The sequence below is a fragment of the Salmonella sp. SAL04157 genome (assembly GCF_046551635.1).
GTDB classification, from domain to species: domain Bacteria; phylum Pseudomonadota; class Gammaproteobacteria; order Enterobacterales; family Enterobacteriaceae; genus Salmonella; species Salmonella enterica.
The window spans coordinates 318580-338741 of the sequence record NZ_JBGDVS010000005.1; the positions used below are offsets into that span (position 1 = coordinate 318580).

Genomic DNA, 20162 nt, shown 5'->3' on the forward strand with positions numbered 1-20162 from the left:
CCCGCCGCTGAATATTTCAGATAAGAAACTATTTCGGCGTTCATATAATCTTCGAAAATACCCCTTCGCGATTTACTGTTATTTCTGTTTATTCATTTGATTATGCGTAACACTGAGTGTCGTTGACAGGAATCGGCGCGTTTATACAGGGGTAAGTGGCGGCGATCACACTTTTATGCTCATCCCCGCTCCTCCTCCCTCCCTAATCATTGCCGGGAGGAGGAAGGTCAACATCGAGCCTGGCAAACTAGCGATAACGTTGTTTTATTACCCGAGGACGGATTTCCTATGTCACAGCCAACCTTCAATAAAGATCAATTCCAGGCCGCCCTGACGCGTCAGTGGCAGCGTTTCGGTTTACTGTCGGCGTCCGACATGACGCCTCGTCAGTGGTGGCAGGCCGTTAGCGGCGCGCTGGCGGAATTACTGAGCGCGCAACCGGTAGCGCAGCCGACAAAAGGCCAGCGTCATGTGAACTACATTTCGATGGAATTTTTGATTGGTCGCCTGACGGGAAATAACCTGTTAAATCTGGGATGGTACCAGGACGTTAGCGATGTACTGAAAGCGCACGATATTAATCTGACCGATCTGCTGGAAGAGGAAGTCGATCCGGCGCTCGGCAACGGTGGTTTGGGACGTCTGGCCGCCTGCTTCCTCGATTCGATGGCCACCGTCGGGCAGTCCGCTACGGGCTATGGTCTGAACTACCAGTATGGGCTGTTCCGTCAGTCATTTGTTGAAGGCAAGCAGATGGAAGCGCCGGATGACTGGCATCGCGGCAGCTATCCGTGGTTCCGCCACAACGAGGCGCTGGACGTCCAGGTTGGGATCGGCGGTAAAGTCACCAAAGAAGGGCGCTGGGAGCCAGGCTTTGTGATTACAGGCCAGGCCTGGGATCTGCCGGTGTTAGGCTATCGTAACGGCGTCGCGCAACCGCTGCGTTTGTGGCAGGCGACCCACGCGCATCCGTTTGATCTGACCAAATTCAACGATGGCGCTTTCCTGCGGGCGGAACAGCAGGGTATCGATGCGGAAAAACTGACGAAGGTGCTTTATCCCAACGATAACCACACGGCGGGCAAAAAACTGCGTCTGATGCAGCAATACTTCCAGTGCGCCTGCTCGGTAGCGGATATTCTGCGTCACCATCATCTGGCCGGACGCAAACTGCATGAGCTGGCGGATTACGAGGTCATTCAGTTGAACGATACTCACCCGACCATCGCCATTCCGGAACTGCTGCGCGTGCTGATTGACGAGCACCAACTGAGCTGGGATGACGCCTGGGCTATCACCAGCAAAACCTTCGCCTACACCAACCACACCCTGATGCCGGAAGCGCTGGAGTGCTGGGATGAGAAGCTGGTGAAAGCGCTGCTGCCGCGTCATATGCAGATTATCAAGCAGATTAACGACCGCTTTAAGACGCTGGTCGATAACACCTGGCCTGGCGATAAGCAGGTATGGGCAAAACTGGCGGTGGTGCATGACCGTCAGGTGCGCATGGCCAATATGTGCGTGGTCAGTGGCTTTGCGGTCAACGGTGTGGCGGCGCTGCACTCCGATCTGGTGGTGAAAGATCTGTTCCCTGAATATCACCAGCTTTGGCCGAACAAATTCCACAATGTCACCAACGGCATTACGCCGCGTCGCTGGATCAAACAGTGCAATCCGCAGCTTGCGGCGTTGCTGGATAAAACGCTGAAAAAAGAGTGGGCTAACGATCTCGACCAGTTGAGCAACCTCGAAAAATACGCTGACGATGCGAAGTTCCGTCAGCAGTATCGCGACATCAAACGGGCGAACAAAGAACGGCTGGTGAAATTTATCCAGGCCCGTACCGGGATTGAGATTTCGAGCCATGCGATTTTTGATATTCAGATCAAACGTCTGCACGAGTACAAGCGTCAGCATCTGAATCTGTTGCATATTCTGGCGTTGTACAAAGAGATTCGCGAAAACCCGCAGGCCGACCGCGTACCGCGCGTATTCCTGTTTGGCGCGAAGGCGGCGCCGGGCTATTACCTGGCGAAGAACATCATTTTTGCTATCAATAAGGTTGCGGAAGCCATTAATAACGACCCGGCGGTGGGTGATAAGCTGAAGGTGGTTTTCCTGCCGGATTACTGCGTCTCGGCGGCGGAAATGCTCATTCCGGCGGCGGATATTTCCGAGCAAATTTCTACCGCCGGGAAAGAGGCGTCCGGCACCGGCAACATGAAACTGGCGCTGAACGGGGCGTTGACCGTGGGAACGCTGGACGGCGCTAACGTTGAAATCGCTGAGAAGGTGGGTGAAGAGAATATCTTTATCTTTGGCCATACTGTGGAAGAGGTCAAGGCGCTCAAAGCCAAAGGCTACGATCCGGTGAAATGGCGTAAAAAAGACAAAGTGCTGGATGCGGTGCTAAAAGAGCTGGAAAGCGGTCAATACAGCAATGGCGATAAACATGCCTTTGACCAGATGCTGCATAGCCTCGGCAAACAGGGGGGCGATCCGTACCTGGTCATGGCGGACTTCGCCGCTTATGTCGAGGCGCAAAAGCAGGTGGATGCGCTGTATCGCGACCAGGAAGCGTGGACGCGCGCCGCGATCCTCAATACCGCGCGCTGCGGTATGTTCAGTTCCGATCGCTCTATTCGCGATTATCAGGCCCGTATCTGGCAGGCAAAACGCTAAGGGAGCGCGATGGAAAATAAACGTCTCGATAGTGCCGCGCTGGCGGCGGGGATCAGCCCCAGTTACATCAATGCTCATGGCAAACCGCAGTCTATTGGCGCTGAAACCAAGAGACGTTTGCTGGCGGCGATGCACGGCACGACAACAGGACCACAGGCGGTCGTGCCGAATGTGAAGGTTTATACCGCGGGTAAAAAAATGGCGTTGCCGGTAGAGGGGCACGGTGAGTTTGCCTGGCTGCTGACTACGGAAGAGGGCGTGCATTACAAAGGGCGCGTGACGGGCGGTAAAAAACTTAACCTTCCGGCTACATTGCCGGAGGGCTACCACACCCTGACGTTGACCCAGGATGAACAGCGTACGCACTGCCGTATTATCGTCGCCCCGCCGCGATGCTATGAGCCGCAGGCGCTACTGGAAGGGAAAAAACTGTGGGGGGCCTGTGTCCAGCTTTATACTCTGCGTTCAGAAAAAAACTGGGGTATTGGCGATTTCGGCGATTTAAAGTCGATGCTGGTCGATGTGGCGACACGCGGCGGCGCGTTTATCGGCCTGAACCCGATCCACGCGCTTTATCCGGCGAATCCGGAGAGCGCCAGTCCCTACAGCCCCTCGTCTCGTCGCTGGCTGAACGTGATATATATCGACGTCAACGCCGTCGAAGATTTCCGCCTGAGCGAAGAGGCGCAGTCATGGTGGCAAATGCCCGCCACACAGCAAAAGCTGCGGCAGGCGCGCGATGCGCAATGGGTGGATTACGCTACCGTTACCGCGCTGAAAATCACGGCGCTGCGGATGGCGTGGACGCGGTTTGCCGCTCGCGACGATGCGCAAATGGCGGAGTTTCGTCACTTTATCGCCCGCGAAGGCGAGAGCCTTTACTGGCAGGCGGCATTCGACGCGCTGCATGCGTATCAGGTAAAAGAGGATGAGCAGCGCTGGGGCTGGCCAGCCTGGCCGGAGGCGTACCAGTCGGTAGAGTCTCCCGCTGTAAAACAATTCTGTGAAGCGCACCGCGAAGAGGTGGAGTTTTACCTCTGGCTTCAGTGGCTGGCCTGGCGCCAATTCGCCGCCTGCTGGGATACCTGCCAGAGTTTTAAACTACCGATTGGTCTGTACCGCGATCTGGCGGTTGGCGTAGCGGAAGGCGGCGCGGAAACCTGGTGCGACCGGGAGCTGTACTGCCTGAAAGCATCTGTCGGCGCGCCGCCGGATATCCTCGGCCCGCTCGGTCAGAACTGGGGGCTGCCGCCAATGGACCCGCATATTATTGTCGCCCGGGCCTATGAGCCCTTTATCGATCTGCTGCGCGCCAATATGCAAAACTGTGGCGCGTTGCGCATTGACCATGTCATGTCGTTGCTGCGTCTGTGGTGGATACCGTATGGCGAAACCGCGGATCGCGGGGCATATGTTCAGTATCCGGTTGACGATCTGTTGGCTATTCTGGCGCTGGAGAGCCAACGTCACCGCTGTATGGTGATAGGCGAAGATCTGGGGACGGTGCCAGTTGAGATTGTCGGCAAGCTGCGCGATAGCGGGGTCTATTCTTATAAAGTGCTGTGGTTTGAAAATGACCTTGAGAAAAACTTCCGCGCGCCAGGCGCATATCCGCAACAATCGATGGCTGTCGCCTCGACGCACGATCTCCCCACGCTGCGCGGCTATTGGGAATGCGGTGACCTGACGTTGGGTAAAGCTCTGGGGCTTTATCCGGATGAAGTGATTCTGCGCGGGCTGTATGAGGATCGCGAGCGGGCGAAACAGGGGCTATTGGACGCGCTGCATAAATATGGTTGTCTGCCAAAACGCGCCGGGCATAAGGCATCGTTAATGTCGATGACGCCAACGCTAAATCGCGGGCTTCAGCGCTACATCGCCGACAGTAACAGCGGTCTGTTGGGGCTTCAGCCGGAGGACTGGCTGGATATGGCCGATCCGGTTAACGTACCGGGCACCAGCGATCAGTATAAAAACTGGCGACGGAAGCTCACCGCCACGCTGGAGCAGATGTTTGCCGATGAGGGCGTAAACAAGTTGATTAAGGATTTGGATAAGCGCCGAAAAGCGGCTGCGAAGAAGAAGTAATAAAGCCGGGGATTTCCCCGGCTTTATGATGGTGAGAGCACGTAGGCCTGATAAGCGCAGCGCCATCAGGCAATCCTGGCGCACATTGCTGCCTTATCCGGCCTACAAGCCGCCTCGCTTAAACCACCATACCCAGTAGCAGACAGCCGATCAGGCCGCAGACGGAGATGATCGTTTCCAGCATCGACCAGGATTTAATGGTCTCGCCGATAGTCAAATTGAAATACTCTTTGAACAGCCAGAAGCCCGGGTCGTTGACGTGAGAGAAAATCACGCTCCCGGAACCGACTGCGATAACCATCAGTTCAGGGCTAACGCCGGTAGTGGCGATCAGCGGCGCCGCAATGCCGCCTGCGGTAATCGCCGCGACAGTCGCGGAGCCCAGCGCGATACGCAGCACCGCCGCGATAGACCACGCCATCAACAGCGGAGAGACATTGGTTTCATGCATCATTGAAGCGATGTATTTATCCACGCCGCTATCGACCAGCACCTGCTTGAACGCGCCGCCGCCGCCGATGATCAGCAGCATCATGGCGATAATTTTGATGGAAGAGACCAGCGTATCGTTAATCTGATCCATGGAACGTCCGCGGTTCAGGCCAAAGGTGAACATCGCAATCAGTACGGCAATTAACGTAGCCATTACCGGGTCGCCCAGGAACTCGGCAACGGGCAGGAAAGCGTGGCCTTTTGGCAGAATCATCTCGGCAACCGCACGCATCGCCATCAGAATCACCGGAACCAGCGACGTCCAGACGCTGACGCCAAAGCCCGGCATCTCTTCTTCCGTAAAAGTTTTCGCGCTGTACAGGCCTTCCGGGATCGGCTTATCGATGCCTTTCAGAAAACGGGCGTAAACCGGGCCGGCAAGGATCACGGTCGGGATCGCCAGAATCGTACCAAACAGCAACGTTTTACCCATATCAGCATGGAAAATCGTGGCAATCGCGGTTGGGCCCGGGTGCGGCGGTAGGAAGCCGTGTGTGACGGAGAGCGCCGCGGCCATCGGCACGCCGACGTACAGTAACGGGATATTCGCCGCTGCGGCAATGGTGAATACCAGCGGCAGCATCAGAACAAAGCCCACTTCATAGAACAGAGCGAAGCCGACGGTAAAGCCGGTTAACACTACGGCCCACTGAATATGTTTTTTACCAAATTTCGCGATCAGGGTAGTGGCGATACGTTGAGCGCCGCCGCAGTCGGCAAGCATTTTGCCCAGCATGGCGCCGAACCCCATAATCAGGGCCAGACTGCCAAGCGTACCGCCGACACCGGCTTTGATGGAGCCGATGACTTTATCCAGCGGCATTCCCTGCATCAACCCGACAGCGAGCGCTACCAGGACAAGGGCGATAAATCCGTTCATTTTGAAGCGGATCATCAGAAGAAGTAACAAGATAACACCGATAGCAACGATGACTAATGGCATGATTTACCTGGCCTTTACTTTGTTATGGGTAACGTCATTGTTTCGACGACAAATTCCTGTTGTTCCCGACGGGAACAGAGTCGCAATAGCACCAATACTGATTACCGTTGAAACGAATGAGCGTAGTCAGATGTTATATGGATGTTAGGTGCCCATAAGAATGATACGGGTAACATATGGGTGTTGAAAATGACCCTGGCAGGCAAAATTTAAATTATGAGACACAGGTCATGTTATCGGCGAAAGAAGAAGGACCATTGCTCTGAGATGTGGCTGATGGCACAGGATGGCACCGTAGACGCCTTATCGGCCTACGGTGGGGCAGACAAGGCCCGACAGGCGCAAGCGCCATCGGGCATGGATGCGGGGAAAATCTTAGTAGTATGAGTGCTCGCCGCGCTGGTGTTCGGTCAGATCGCGAACCCCTTTCAGTTCCGGGAATTCATTCAGCAACTGTTTCTCGATCCCTTCTTTCAGCGTGACGTCAACCATCGAGCAACCGTTACAACCGCCGCCAAACTGCAGAATTGCATAGCCTTCATCGGTAATTTCCATCAGCGAGACGCGACCGCCGTGGCCCGCCAACTGCGGGTTAATCTGCGATTGCAGAGCATATTCCACGCGCTCCATCAGCGGCGCGTCATCGGCCACTTTGCGCATCTTCGCGTTTGGCGCTTTCAATGTAAGTTGAGAACCTAGCTGGTCGGTCACGAAATCAATTTCCGCGTCTTCCAGATAGGGCGCGCTCAGCTCGTCGACATAAGCGGTCAACAGGTCAAATTTCAGTGCAGTATCGGTGGCTTCTACGGCGTCGGGCGGACAATAAGAAACGCCGCACTCTGCGTTAGGAGTGCCGGGATTAATGACAAATACGCGGATTTGCGTCCCTTCTTCCTGATTTGCCAGCAGTTTGGCAAAGTGCGCTTGTGCAGCATCGGAAATACGGATCATAGTAATGGCCTAATAGTTGACTATTTTAGTTGGTTATAATACGCCCATCATCGAGGCTCTACAAGGTTCGACACAGGCACCATACCTGGACAGTCGCTGCGCCGTTGCGCAAAAGCAGTTGCGCGATTTCCGCGACGGTACTTCCGGTAGTGACGACATCATCCACAATAACCATATGGAGACCCTGTACCGGCAATTCAAGGCGAAACGCGTTTTTCAAATTGCGCTTACGTAACCTGGCGCTGAGATGATGTTGTGTTGCGGTCGCCCGTACCCGCGTGATGGTCTGGCTGTCCCACGCACAGCCAAGCCAGCGCGCTAACGGTTGACATAACAGATCGCTTTGGTTAAATCCCCGCCGCCAGTGTCGGCGCGACCAGAGCGGAACGCTGACGATTCTGTCGGGAAGCTGCAAGCCAGTGCTGCGGCGCGCCATGAGTACTTCCTGCAACAGTAGACGCGCCAGAGCGGCGGCAATTTCGCTGCGGCGGGTAAATTTAAGCTGATGCACCAGTAAACTCAAGGGCGGCGTATAGTCACTGACGCTCACCAGACGCTGCCAGGGCGGTGGTTTTTGCAGGCAGCGACCGCAGGGGAGCGAAGGATGCGCGGCAGGTAATCCGCATTGCGGACACAGGCTGACGCGCTGACGAACGGCGCGCGCGCATACGGAACAAATCCCCCAGTGGCTTAACGCCAGCGGCATTCGGCATAGCCAGCATAATCCCGGTACTGTTAGCATAGGTGCATCCTTGTTAGACAAAAGAGAACAGTAACTGATGAATGACATCTGGTGGCAGACCTACGGCGAGGGAAATTGTCATCTTGTGCTGCTGCACGGATGGGGATTGAACGCGGAGGTATGGCATTGCATTCGCGAGGAACTCGGCTCGCATTTTACGCTGCATCTGGTCGATTTGCCGGGCTATGGCCGTAGTTCGGGGTTTGGCGCTATGACGTTTGAAGAGATGACGGCGCAGGTAGCGAAGAACGCGCCGGACCAGGCTATCTGGCTTGGCTGGAGCCTGGGTGGCCTGGTGGCGAGTCAGATGGCGCTCACCCACCCTGAACGCGTTCAGGCGCTGGTGACAGTCGCCTCTTCGCCATGCTTTAGTGCGCGTGAGGGGTGGCCGGGAATAAAACCGGAAATCCTCGGTGGATTCCAGCAGCAGCTTAGCGACGATTTTCAGCGCACGGTGGAGCGTTTTCTGGCGCTGCAAACGTTAGGGACGGAGACGGCGCGTCAGGATGCCCGCACCTTAAAAAGCGTGGTGCTGGCGCAGCCTATGCCGGATGTAGACGTGCTCAATGGCGGACTGGAAATCTTAAAAACGGTCGATCTACGAGAAGCGCTTAAAAATGTGAACATGCCGTTTTTGCGTTTGTATGGTTATCTGGACGGTCTGGTGCCGCGTAAAATTGTGCCTTTGCTCGATACGTTATGGCCGCACAGTACATCACAGATAATGGCGAAGGCGGCCCATGCGCCGTTTATCTCGCATCCGGCGGCGTTTTGTCAGGCGCTGATGACGCTAAAATCATCGCTGTAACCAGGGCGTTGCCGGGCCCGGACCATTCTGCCAGATTAATGGTTTTCAGATGCCAGATCGGCAGGCGCCAGCCCGGTAACCCTAAGCACGGTATCGCGATCGAAACCATCGTTTAGCATGGAGCGGGCAATGCGCAATGCGGCGAGCCGTTGGCCTTCCTGTTTGCCTTGCTGTAGCCCTTTCTGTAACCCGTTACGATGCCCTTCCTGACGTAATCTTTCTGCGATAGTCATGATCTTCTCCTTATGCTGTGGGATACGCATAGCCACCTGGCGGATAAACGTATTGAAGCGCGCGGCGTCGCCAGTGTGCATCATGTAATTAAACAAACTTTGAAGCTGGGTGTCATTAGCGTATCCCTTAACCAGTAGGGCGACCAGCTGTTCGACAAGCCCCATTAGATCACGCTGGCGGATGTGTTTTTGTATGAGTTCCAGCAGCGCGACCCGTCGGTGCCGCATAATCTCGTCATCCGGCACGACCGTAATATCGACCAGAGGAAAGGCGGTGGCGTATAGCTTACGCGCCATCACCGGGTCGGCAAATTCATCCAGCCAGCATAATGAGAACGGATACGGGCTTCGGTTTCCGTGGTAAAACAGCATTGGCACCACTAACGGCAACGTCTTATGCCCGGCCTCCAGGTGCCGTTGCATTGCAGCCATCGCGTAACGCATCAGCCGAAATGCCATATGCGCGTCCGGCGTACTCTGATGTTCAATAACCACGTAAATGTAACCTTCACCTTCACTTGTTTCCAGCGACCAAAGAATATCGGAATAATGGGGGCGTAAATCCTCTTCAATAAAGCTACCGGACTCCAGCCGTAACGTATTCAGATTACAGATTTGACGTAATGTCGACGGGAGATGAATTTCCAAAAAATCCCGTGCAGTATCGGGGTGGCATAAAAACTGTTTGAATACCGCGTCATGCGGCGTGGATGTTGTTGAGGTCGCCATATCGATCCGTCATCGGTGAAGTTCAATGGCGTGACACTACGCGCAGACCGTGCTGATTGCAGTAGAGGATTAGTGCGCTTGCGAGGCGCATGGGGAGATAAATGCGCACGGCGGTAACGCTTTCATCTTTGTGGAAGGCATGACGCAAAATTGCCCGGCAGCGTGACGCGTACCGGGCAACATAACGCGGGATAAAGGCCGGATAAGACGCGTTACGTCGCTACCCGGCGAAGGCTAACGCAAGGCCCACCATTCGCGCAGGCAGGCTTTACCTTCCGGACAACTTTTACAGCTGCCTGAAAGGCAGCCGTCCGGTTCTTCCGGGATACGTACCGCTTTACCCATGATCTCCAGTTGATTCAGCATGGCGTCGATCATGGGCTGCGGAGCGTGCAGCGTATGGCTGATTTGCGTTGCCTCCATACGCCCCCGGAGCGCCAGTAGATCGCGAACCTGTATCAATGAAGCCATTTTTTACATCCCTTAGTGACAATTGCCCGCAGTGCCCGAACAACAGGAACTGACGTTTTTGCGGGTTGCCAGCAGTTCAATGTCTACACGGCTGCGGGCGCGGCGCAACAGGCTTAACACCACAACGTTAAAGACGATCACTGCCAGAATACAGATCAGGCTGTATGTCGGGTGTTGACTGAAGCTGGTAACCTGGTAGAACAGCGTGGCGAGCGAATAGGCGATATTCAGCCCCCACAGGATGGAGAAGCCCATCCAGCCGCGGCTGGACTCGCGGGCGATAGCGCCCATTACCGAGATACACGGTACGTAAAGCAGGACGAAAATCAGGTAACTGTACGCCGCTGCGGCGCTGCCGAATTTTTGACCCATCACGCCCATCGCGCCGGTCGCCATTTCGCCGTCGCCTTTACTCGCTTCGATCGGGTTAGCCAGTACGCTCAGGCTAAAGGTGTCTTTCAGGCTTTGCCAGGTATCGTCAACCGCGCCCAGCAGTTCATCGCCGAGGTGAAAGTCGGCAGGATTAAACGCTTCGTCCTGAATATTTTCGGCGGTGTAGAGCGTGTTCAACGTACCGACGACAACTTCTTTCGCCATAGCGCCCGTAAACAGACCCACGGTCGCTTGCCAGTTATCCTCATGGACGCCGATCGGTTTAAAGACTGGCGTGATGACGCGGCTTACGGAGGCGAGGGCGGAGTCATTAATGTTATCGACGATTTTGCCGCTCAGCGAGAAACTGTTAAACGCGCTCAGGAAAATACTCACGATGATAATGACTTTACCGGCGCGTAGTACAAAACCTTTCAGGCGTTGCCAGGTCTGGATGATCAGGCTCTTGATATGCGGGACGTGGTAAACCGGCAGCTCCATCACAAACGGAGAGGCTTCGCCGCGCATAATGGTATGCTTCAGCATCAGGCCGGTTAATACCGCCATGACAATACCCAGCACGTACAGCGAGAAGACCGCCAGCGCGCCGTTTTGCCCGAAGAAGGCGGCGGCAAAGACGGCGAAAATCGCCAGGCGCGCGCCACAGGACATAAATGGCGCCATCATGATGGTCATCAGGCGTTCGCGCGGAGCGTCAAGCGTGCGGGCGCCCATCACGGAAGGTACGTTACAGCCGAAGCCGACAATCAGCGGCACGAAGGATTTACCCGGTAGTCCCAGCGCCTGCATCAGGCGATCCATGACGAAGGCCGCGCGCGCCATATAACCGGAGTCTTCAAGGAAGGAGAGGAACAGGTACATCATCCCGATTTGCGGCACCAGCGGCAGGACGGTATTGATCCCGCCGCCAAGACCTTGCGCCAGGAAGATGGTTAACCAATCCGGGAAGTGCAGCGTGTAGCCAATCCATTGAATGCCATGAATAAAGATGGCGACGGAACCGGCATCAAACAGGGGTTGCAACGCGCCGCCGATGTTAATGGCGAGCAGGAACATCAGGTACATCACGAACAAAAAAATCGGTAAGCCGAGGAAGCGGTTCAGGATAATTTTATCGACCGCCCTGGTGAAGCGGCTGGGTTCGGCTGTCAGGGTATTGCTGACCACGTCGCAAATAGCGGCGATACACTGATAACGGGCGTCGGCGATATGCAGCGCCGGGTCGTCCATTTCGTCCTTCAGACGGGCCAGGGAGGTGTCCAGGTTTTGTGCCGCCTCGCCTGCGTAAGCCCGGCTGTAGATATCGCCCTCCAGCATTTGCAGACCCAGCCAGCGGCGCTGTTGTAAAGGCATCTCCTGGGCCATCGCGTCGGCCAGGAAATCCGCTTCGCGCAGCAGCGGCTGGGCATAATGCACCAGTTCGACGTTGTCGTTAGCGTTGTGACGGTCAATGGCCAGTTTCAGCGCCTCGATACCGCGACCGCGAGTCGATACCAGCGGTACGACAGGACAACCCAGACGCGTGGACAGAGCGTCGACATCAATACGAACCTGCTGTTTTTCAGCGATATCCAGCATATTAAGCGCGACAATACAGGGGATACCCAGCTCCAGCAGCTGCAGCGTCAAATAGAGGTTGCGCTCCAGATTGGAGGCGTCTACAACGTTTATCAACAGGTCGGCGTCGCCGCTCAGGATGTAGTGGCAGGCGATCTGTTCGTCGAGAGAGGTTTGTGACGAGATGGTCGTCAGAGAATAGGTGCCGGGTAAATCTACCAGCGTGACCTGGTGGTCAGTTGTCGCGAACTGGCCCTCTTTACGCTCGACGGTGACGCCCGCCCAGTTCCCCACGCGCTGACGCGCGCCGGTGAGTTGGTTAAATAAGGTGGTCTTGCCGGAATTAGGATTACCAATTAAACCAATGGTTAATTTTTTCATTTTTATAGACTCACTGTATTAACAGGAAACCGCTTCCACTTCTATTAACGCCAAATCCTTTTTACGCAAAACCAGACTCACGCGTCGTGTTTCGATATGGATCGGATCGCCTAAGGGCGCGACGCGGACGACATTAAATGAAGAGCCGGGCAACATGCCGAGCGAAAGCAGTTTTTGACGATACGCCGGGCTGATTTCACGCGCAAAGCCGGTGATTTTCCACGCAGTGTCAGGAGTGAATTGCATACGACCTACTTGTTTCTTACTAACTGGATGTATACCTCATGCGGCGCTCAGGGGGGCGGCAGGAGACCCGATGTTTAGCCAACGAAGGAAAGAGTAAATAATCAACAACACAATGATAATGAGAATGGTTTCTATCTTCAACGATTAAAATGTGACGGAATGTACAAATAAGAGATAATTTGCGCCGATGTTGATATGGCTCAACATTTATTTGTCTTTTTGCAAATACCCCTAATGTGCAAATATTCACCGTTTTTAATGTTTAATTAAGGTTTCATCTGTTAATAAAGTGATAATTAATAGTGCGGGTAGCAGAAGAAAATTAATTAACAGGTTCTAATGGATAAGATTTAATTGTTAATTAAAAAAGAAAGGGTGGACGTATTGCAAAATCGCAGGCCGGATAAGAAGTAACCCGGCCTGCGTATGACCCGATTAGCGTTTTTTTCCCATTGCGGCTGCCAGCGCGTCCATCATGGCGCTGTTACCGGCTGGCTGAGCGTCACGACCGCGCGGTTTCGCCGCTTTAGATGCCGGGCGGTTGCCCTGAGCGCGATCGGCGCCGCCGCCGCGGCGAGCGGCGGTTTCGCCGGGCTGCTCGTCCAGACGCATGGTCAGGGCGATACGCTTACGTTGCAGATCCACTTCCAGCACTTTCACCTTCACGATGTCGCCCGCTTTCACCACGGTGTGCGGATCTTCAACGAACTTATTCGAGAGCGAGGAGATATGCACCAGGCCATCCTGATGAACGCCGATATCGACAAACGCGCCGAAGTTAGTGACGTTAGTGACCGCCCCTTCCAGAATCATCCCCGGCAGCAGGTCGTTCATGGTTTCGACGCCATCGGCGAATTGCGCGGTTTTAAATTCAGGACGTGGGTCGCGGCCCGGTTTTTCCAGCTCTTTGATGATATCGCTCACGGTCGGCACGCCGAATTTATCGTCGGTAAAATCAGCGGCCTTGAGGTGACGCAATTCGTTGCTGTTGCCCATCAGATCTTTTAGCGCTTGCTGCGTCGCCGCCAGAATGCGTTCGACAACCGGATAGGCTTCCGGGTGGACGGTGGAGGCATCCAGCGGGTTATCGCCGTGGTTAATACGCAGGAAGCCCGCGCACTGCTCAAACGCTTTCGGCCCCAGACGGCTCACCTTCAACAGTTGCTGGCGGTTCTGAAACTGACCGTTCTCATCGCGCCAGGCGACGATGTTTTGCGCCATCATGCGCGTTAAGCCCGCGACGCGGGTCAGCAGCGGCACGGAGGCGGTATTCAAATCGACGCCGACGGCGTTTACGCAGTCTTCGACCACCGCATCCAGCTTACGCGCCAACTGGGTCTGGCTGACATCGTGTTGATATTGGCCGACGCCGATGGATTTCGGATCGATTTTCACCAGTTCCGCCAGCGGATCCTGCAGGCGACGCGCGATAGAGACCGCGCCGCGCAGGGAGACGTCGAGATCCGGAAACTCCTGCGCCGCCAGCTCAGAAGCGGAATACACGGACGCCCCCGCTTCGCTGACGATCACTTTCTGCGCCGTCACGTTCGGGAACTGTTTCTGTACGTCGAGATAGAAGCGTTCGGTTTCACGCGAGGCCGTACCGTTGCCAATCGCGACCAGTTCGACGTGGTATTTTTCGCACAGCGCGGCGATCACGGTAGCCGCTTTGGCCGCCTGACCGGTATGCGGATAAATGGTATCCGTCGCCACCAGCTTGCCGGTGCCGTCAACGACAGCGACTTTTACGCCGGTACGCAGGCCAGGATCAAGGCCCATCGTGGCGCGCAGGCCTGCGGGGGCTGCCATCAGCAGGTCGTGCAGGTTACGGGCAAACACGTTAATCGCTTCATCTTCTGCACGTTCGCGCACGGTGCCCATCAGTTCGGTTTCGAGGTGCATTAAGACTTTGATACGCCACGTCCAGCTCACTACGCCTTTGCGCCAGCTATCCGCCGGGGCGTTATTTAGCCGCAGGCCGAGATGGTCCATGATGATTTGCTCGCAGTAGCTTTCTTTCGGCGGCTCATCAAACTGTGGGTCGGCATTGAGCGAAAGTTGCAGAATGCCTTCGTTACGACCACGGAACATGGCCAGCGCACGGTGAGACGGGACGTTAGCAATGGGCTCATGATGGTCGAAATAGTCGCGGAATTTTGCCCCTTCTTCCTCTTTGCCGCTCACGACCGTGGCGACCAGATGGGCGTTCTTCCACAGGTAATCACGCACTTTCGCCAGCAATGCGGCGTCTTCGGCAAAGCGCTCCATCAGAATGTAGCGTGCGCCGTCGAGCGCGGCTTTCGTGTCCGCCACGCCTTTGTCGCCATCAATGTACTTTGCCGCTTCCACGTCAGGATCGTGGGACGGTTCGTTCCAGAGCAGATCGGCCAGCGGCTCAAGGCCGGCTTCAATGGCGATTTGTCCACGGGTGCGGCGTTTAGGTTTATAGGGCAGGTAGAGGTCTTCGAGCTCGGTCTTACTTAACGTAGCGTTGATGGCGCCAGCCAGCTCATCGGTCAGTTTGCCTTGTTCGGAAATGGACTTGAGGATGGCCTGACGCCTGTCTTCCAGCTCACGCAGATAGCCCAGACGCGTTTCCAGGTTACGCAACTGCGTGTCATCCAGACCGCCGGTGATTTCTTTACGATAACGTGCGATAAACGGCACGGTGTTCCCTTCGTCAAGCAGGCGAACGGCAGCTTCAACCTGCCCGGCATTTGCCTGGATTTCACCCGCAATAATGCGGCAGAAAGAATCATTCATCATGGGTTAGCTTCGTCTTCAGGATAAAAATCAGGGGATAGTTATACGGATTGGCTGGCAAAAATGCCAGCCATCAGCGGGGGCTTAGGATTCTTCTTGTCTTATTTGACGTATTCGATCGCATTGACGTACCAGTTTGCTTCGCCGACAGGGGTGTTAACCACCGCCAGATCGCCCACTTCTTTTTTCAGTAGCGCCCGCGCCATCGGCGAGTCGATAGAGATGTAATCCTTACGTCCGAAAATTTCATCGTAGCCGACAATGCGGAACTTCAGCGTATCGCCGTCATCATTTTCAATTTCCACCCAGGCGCCGAAGAAGACTTTGCCCTCCTGCTGCGGGGAATAATCCACGATTTTGAGATTTTCCATGCATTTGGTCAGATATCTGACGCGTCTGTCGATCTCACGCAGGCGCTTTTTATTATACTGATAGTCGGCATTCTCGCTGCGGTCGCCCAGACTCGCAGCCCAGGTCACTTTTTTGGTGACCTCCGGGCGCTCTTCACGCCAGAGATAATTGAGCTCTTGTTTGAGTGTTTCGTACCCTTCGCGGGTGATCAGGGGCGTTTTCATCTCGTTGATTTACCTTTGCTGTCGATATTGCGCACACGGGGTATAACGTGATCGTCCCGACAGAATAAATAATGGGGTTGCCGATTAATTGTATATTTAAGCTGCTGTTAAATATGCTTTGTAACAATTTAGCCTGAAATTCATACCAGAATTTGCTGGTGACTCACGTGAGCTTTTTTAAGAATACACACTTACATTTGTTGCGAACCTTTGGGAGTACAGACAATGCAAGAGAATTATAAGATTCTGGTGGTTGATGACGATATGCGTCTGCGGGCGCTACTGGAACGTTATCTGACCGAGCAGGGCTTCCAGGTTCGAAGCGTCGCTAACGCCGAGCAGATGGATCGTCTGCTGACCCGTGAATCTTTCCATCTCATGGTACTGGATTTAATGCTGCCAGGTGAAGATGGTCTGTCGATTTGTCGTCGCCTGCGTAGTCAAAGTAATCCAATGCCGATCATTATGGTCACGGCGAAGGGTGAAGAGGTTGACCGTATCGTCGGGCTGGAAATCGGCGCCGATGACTACATTCCTAAACCGTTTAACCCGCGCGAGCTGTTGGCGCGTATCCGCGCCGTGCTACGTCGTCAGGCAAACGAACTGCCCGGCGCGCCGTCGCAGGAAGAGGCCGTTATCGCGTTCGGTAAGTTTAAACTGAACCTCGGTACGCGCGAGATGTTCCGTGAAGATGAACCGATGCCGCTGACCAGCGGGGAGTTTGCGGTACTGAAAGCGCTGGTAAGCCACCCGCGCGAGCCGCTCTCTCGCGATAAGCTGATGAATCTGGCCCGTGGCCGCGAGTATTCCGCGATGGAACGCTCCATCGACGTCCAGATCTCCCGCCTGCGCCGTATGGTGGAAGAAGATCCGGCGCATCCGCGTTATATTCAGACCGTCTGGGGCCTGGGCTACGTCTTCGTACCGGACGGTTCTAAAGCATGAGGCGAATGCGCTTCTCGCCGCGAAGTTCATTTGCCCGCACGCTGTTGCTCATCGTCACCTTGCTGTTCGTCAGCCTGGTGACGACCTACCTGGTGGTGCTGAACTTCGCGATTTTGCCGAGCCTCCAGCAGTTTAATAAGGTTCTGGCTTACGAAGTCCGTATGCTGATGACCGATAAGCTGCAACTGGAGGACGGCACGCAGTTAGTCGTGCCGCCTGCGTTTCGTCGGGAAATCTATCGCGAGCTGGGGATCTCTCTCTACACCAACGAAGCCGCCGAAGAGGCCGGGCTGCGTTGGGCGCAACACTACGAATTCTTAAGCCACCAGATGGCGCAGCAATTAGGCGGCCCGACGGAAGTGCGCGTTGAGGTCAACAAAAGCTCGCCTGTCGTGTGGCTCAAAACCTGGCTGTCGCCCAATATCTGGGTGCGCGTGCCGCTGACCGAGATTCATCAGGGCGATTTTTCTCCGCTTTTCCGTTACACGCTGGCGATTATGCTCCTGGCGATAGGCGGCGCGTGGCTGTTTATTCGTATACAGAACCGACCGTTAGTGGATCTTGAACATGCCGCCCTGCAGGTAGGGAAGGGAATTATTCCGCCGCCGCTGCGTGAATATGGCGCCTCTGAGGTGCGCTCTGTGACTCGGGCGTTTAACCATATGGCAGCCGGCGTGAAACAATTGGCTGATGACCGTACGCTATTGATGGCGGGCGTCAGCCACGACTTGCGCACGCCGCTGACCCGTATTCGTCTGGCGACGGAGATGATGGGCGAGGAAGACGGTTATCTCGCGGAGTCGATCAATAAAGACATCGAAGAGTGTAACGCCATTATCGAACAGTTTATTGACTATCTGCGTACCGGTCAGGAAATGCCAATGGAGATGGCGGATCTCAATTCCGTGCTGGGCGAGGTGATTGCGGCGGAAAGCGGCTATGAGCGTGAGATTAACACTGCGCTTCAGGCAGGCAGCATCCAGGTGAAAATGCACCCGCTCTCGATTAAGCGCGCGGTGGCGAATATGGTGGTTAATGCTGCCCGTTATGGCAACGGCTGGATTAAGGTCAGTAGCGGCACCGAGTCGCATCGCGCCTGGTTCCAGGTAGAAGATGACGGGCCGGGCATTAAGCCGGAGCAGCGTAAACATCTGTTCCAGCCTTTTGTACGCGGCGACAGCGCCCGTAGCACCAGCGGCACAGGGCTGGGGCTGGCGATTGTGCAGCGCATTATCGATAACCATAACGGGATGCTGGAGATTGGCACCAGCGAGCGTGGCGGATTGTCGATTCGCGCCTGGCTACCGGTTCCTGTGGCTCGCGTCCAGGGGACGACAAAAGAGGCATAAGAAAGGGAGGTATTATCCTCCCTTTCTTCTTAACGCTGGATGACGCTGTTCAAAGCCGCCATCCGGCCTGTTCCTTACAGCTTCGGTCCGGCGCTAACCAGCGCTTCGCCTGCCGGGGTATCCGTATACTTCTCGAAGTTCTCAATGAACAGTTTCGCCAGCGCGGTGGCTTTTTCCTGCCATTGTTCCGGCGACGCGTAGGTGTTACGTGGGTCGAGAATGTGGGTATCCACGCCTGGCAGTTCAGTCGGGATCGCCAGATCGAACAGCGGCAGGCGGAAGGTTTCCGCGTTATCAAGAGAACCGTTCAGAATGGCGTCGATAATCGCGCGCGTATCTTTGATGGAGATACGTTTGCCGGTGCCATTCCAGCCGGTGTTAACCAGATAAGCCTGCGCGCCTGCTGCCTGCATACGTTTCACCAGCACCTCAGCATACTGCGTCGGGTGCAGCGTCAGGAACGCGGCGCCGAAGCAGGCGGAGAAGGTGGGGGTCGGTTCGGTGACGCCGCGTTCGGTGCCGGCCAGTTTAGCGGTGAAACCCGACAGGAAGTGGTACTGCGTCTGGTTAGCGGTTAAACGGGAAACCGGCGGCAACACGCCGAAGGCGTCCGCCGTCAGGAAGATAACCTTGGTGGCGTGACCTGCTTTGGACACGGGCTTAACGATGTTATCGATATGATAGATCGGGTAAGAGACGCGGGTGTTTTCGGTTTTGGAACCATCATCGAAATCAACGGTGCCGTCTTCGCGCACGGTGACGTTTTCCAGTAGCGCATCACGGCGAATCGCATGATAAATTTCTGGCTCCGCTTCTTTCGACAGTTTGATGGTTTTGGCGTAGCAGCCGCCTTCAAAGTTGAACACGCCGTCGTCGTCCCAACCGTGCTCATCATCGCCAATCAGACGACGTTTCGGGTCGGTGGACAGAGTGGTTTTTCCGGTACCGGAAAGGCCGAAGAAGACCGCGACATCGCCTTTTTCACCCACGTTGGCGGAACAGTGCATTGAGGCGATACCTTTGAGCGGCAGCAGGTAGTTCATTACCGAGAACATCCCTTTTTTCATTTCGCCGCCGTACCAGGTGCCGCCAATAAGCTGAATACGCTCAGTCAGGTTGAACGCCACGAAGTTTTCCGAGTTCAGCCCTTGCTCTTTCCACTGCGGGTTGGTGCACTTCGCGCCGTTCATGACAATAAAGTCAGGTTTGAAGCCTACCAGCTCTTCGTCCGTTGGGCGAATGAACATATTTTTAACGAAGTGGGCCTGCCAGGCGACTTCCGTAATAAAGCGCACGGAAAGGCGCGTATCGGCATTTGCGCCGCAGAATGCATCAACAATGAATAAGCGTTTACCGGAAAGCTGATGCGTCACCAGATCTTTCAGGTGTTGCCAGGTTTCTTGGGAAAGCGGCTTATTATCGTTTTTACCTTTACCCTTATCGGACCACCACAGCGTATCACGCGTGGTGTCGTCGCGAACAATATACTTATCCTTAGGCGAACGACCGGTAAAAATACCGGTATCAACGGCAACAGCGCCCAGGTTAGTTAACACGCCACGCTCATAGCCTTCCAGACCAGGATTAAGTTCTTCCTGATAAAGGGTGTCGTAGCTGGGATTGTAAACGATATCCTGGACGTCGTTGATACCATAAGCCTTGAGATCTTGCGGGGTTAAATTGTTAACGCGCATATCACTGCTCCTTAGCCAATATATATTACCGAAAATAGTAAGGTTTTTTGAGGTTGGTTAACCGCGACAAGGCTCATAGATTTACGTATCTGGACAAAATCACGATTGACGAAAAACACT

Annotated in this window: 15 protein-coding genes; 5 read left to right on the plus strand and 10 right to left on the minus strand. The window is 55.0% G+C overall.

Features of this window, described 5'->3' with window-relative positions; all coding sequences use genetic code 11:
- Nucleotides 1-288 precede the first annotated feature (288 nt).
- Nucleotides 289-2682: a maltodextrin phosphorylase gene (gene malP, locus ACLJRE_RS13830; protein WP_410957414.1), complete on the plus strand. Its 2394-nt coding sequence runs from the start codon at nt 289-291 to the stop codon at nt 2680-2682.
- 9 nt (nt 2683-2691) lie between these two features.
- Nucleotides 2692-4770 carry a 4-alpha-glucanotransferase gene (gene malQ / locus ACLJRE_RS13835; RefSeq protein ID WP_023212576.1) on the plus strand — a complete coding sequence of 693 codons (2079 nt, stop codon included), beginning with the start codon at nt 2692-2694 and terminating at the stop codon, nt 4768-4770.
- A gap of 118 nt (nt 4771-4888) precedes the next feature.
- Here malQ and gntT read toward each other — a convergent pair whose 3' ends face one another.
- The 3 genes from gntT to gntX form a co-directional block, all read right to left on the minus strand.
- Nucleotides 4889-6205 (minus strand): gluconate transporter, encoded by a 1317-nt coding sequence (gene gntT / locus ACLJRE_RS13840; RefSeq protein WP_001131741.1) that lies wholly within the window; start codon nt 6203-6205, stop codon nt 4889-4891.
- A 375-nt stretch (nt 6206-6580) separates the two neighbouring features.
- Nucleotides 6581-7156 carry a Fe-S biogenesis protein NfuA gene (nfuA, locus tag ACLJRE_RS13845; protein ID WP_000619387.1) on the minus strand — a complete coding sequence of 192 codons (576 nt, stop codon included), beginning with the start codon at nt 7154-7156 and terminating at the stop codon, nt 6581-6583.
- 58 nt (nt 7157-7214) lie between these two features.
- Nucleotides 7215-7898: a DNA utilization protein GntX gene (gene gntX, locus ACLJRE_RS13850; RefSeq protein WP_000958733.1), complete on the minus strand. Its 684-nt coding sequence runs from the start codon at nt 7896-7898 to the stop codon at nt 7215-7217.
- 37 nt (nt 7899-7935) lie between these two features.
- On the opposite strand from gntX, the gene bioH reads away from it, so the two are divergent.
- Nucleotides 7936-8706 (plus strand): pimeloyl-ACP methyl ester esterase BioH, encoded by a 771-nt coding sequence (gene bioH, locus ACLJRE_RS13855; protein ID WP_000998138.1) that lies wholly within the window; start codon nt 7936-7938, stop codon nt 8704-8706.
- A gap of 35 nt (nt 8707-8741) precedes the next feature.
- On the opposite strand, the gene ACLJRE_RS13860 is transcribed toward bioH, so the two are convergent.
- The 6 genes from ACLJRE_RS13860 to greB all read right to left on the minus strand — a co-directional run bounded on the left by ACLJRE_RS13860 (nt 8742) and on the right by greB (nt 16054).
- A complete protein-coding gene (locus ACLJRE_RS13860; protein ID WP_023212575.1) occupies nt 8742-9668 on the minus strand; it encodes an Rpn family recombination-promoting nuclease/putative transposase in 927 nt (308 codons plus the stop codon).
- Nucleotides 9669-9902: 234 nt separating this feature from the next.
- Nucleotides 9903-10139 (minus strand): [Fe-S]-dependent transcriptional repressor FeoC, encoded by a 237-nt coding sequence (feoC, locus tag ACLJRE_RS13865; RefSeq protein WP_000157589.1) that lies wholly within the window; start codon nt 10137-10139, stop codon nt 9903-9905.
- Nucleotides 10140-10151: 12 nt separating this feature from the next.
- On the minus strand, nt 10152-12470 hold the full coding sequence (gene feoB / locus ACLJRE_RS13870; RefSeq protein WP_023208273.1) for a Fe(2+) transporter permease subunit FeoB: 2319 nt from the start codon (nt 12468-12470) through the stop codon (nt 10152-10154).
- Nucleotides 12471-12488: 18 nt separating this feature from the next.
- On the minus strand, nt 12489-12716 hold the full coding sequence (gene feoA / locus ACLJRE_RS13875) for a ferrous iron transporter A (protein WP_001160955.1): 228 nt from the start codon (nt 12714-12716) through the stop codon (nt 12489-12491).
- 435 nt (nt 12717-13151) lie between these two features.
- Nucleotides 13152-15482: a Tex family protein gene (locus ACLJRE_RS13880; protein WP_000980661.1), complete on the minus strand. Its 2331-nt coding sequence runs from the start codon at nt 15480-15482 to the stop codon at nt 13152-13154.
- A 98-nt stretch (nt 15483-15580) separates the two neighbouring features.
- Entirely contained in the window at nt 15581-16054 is a 474-nt protein-coding gene (gene greB / locus ACLJRE_RS13885; RefSeq protein ID WP_000856695.1) for a transcription elongation factor GreB, read from the minus strand.
- 225 nt (nt 16055-16279) lie between these two features.
- Here greB and ompR point away from each other — a divergent pair, with 225 nt between their 5' ends.
- Nucleotides 16280-16999: a two-component system response regulator OmpR gene (ompR, locus tag ACLJRE_RS13890; protein WP_001157751.1), complete on the plus strand. Its 720-nt coding sequence runs from the start codon at nt 16280-16282 to the stop codon at nt 16997-16999.
- Entirely contained in the window at nt 16996-18348 is a 1353-nt protein-coding gene (gene envZ, locus ACLJRE_RS13895; RefSeq protein ID WP_001253818.1) for a two-component system sensor histidine kinase EnvZ, read from the plus strand. Before ompR ends, envZ begins: the two co-directional genes overlap by 4 nt.
- Nucleotides 18349-18422: 74 nt before the next feature.
- Here the strand turns inward: envZ and pckA are convergent, their stop codons facing one another.
- Nucleotides 18423-20042 carry a phosphoenolpyruvate carboxykinase (ATP) gene (gene pckA / locus ACLJRE_RS13900; RefSeq protein ID WP_001265685.1) on the minus strand — a complete coding sequence of 540 codons (1620 nt, stop codon included), beginning with the start codon at nt 20040-20042 and terminating at the stop codon, nt 18423-18425.
- Nucleotides 20043-20162 lie beyond the last annotated feature (120 nt).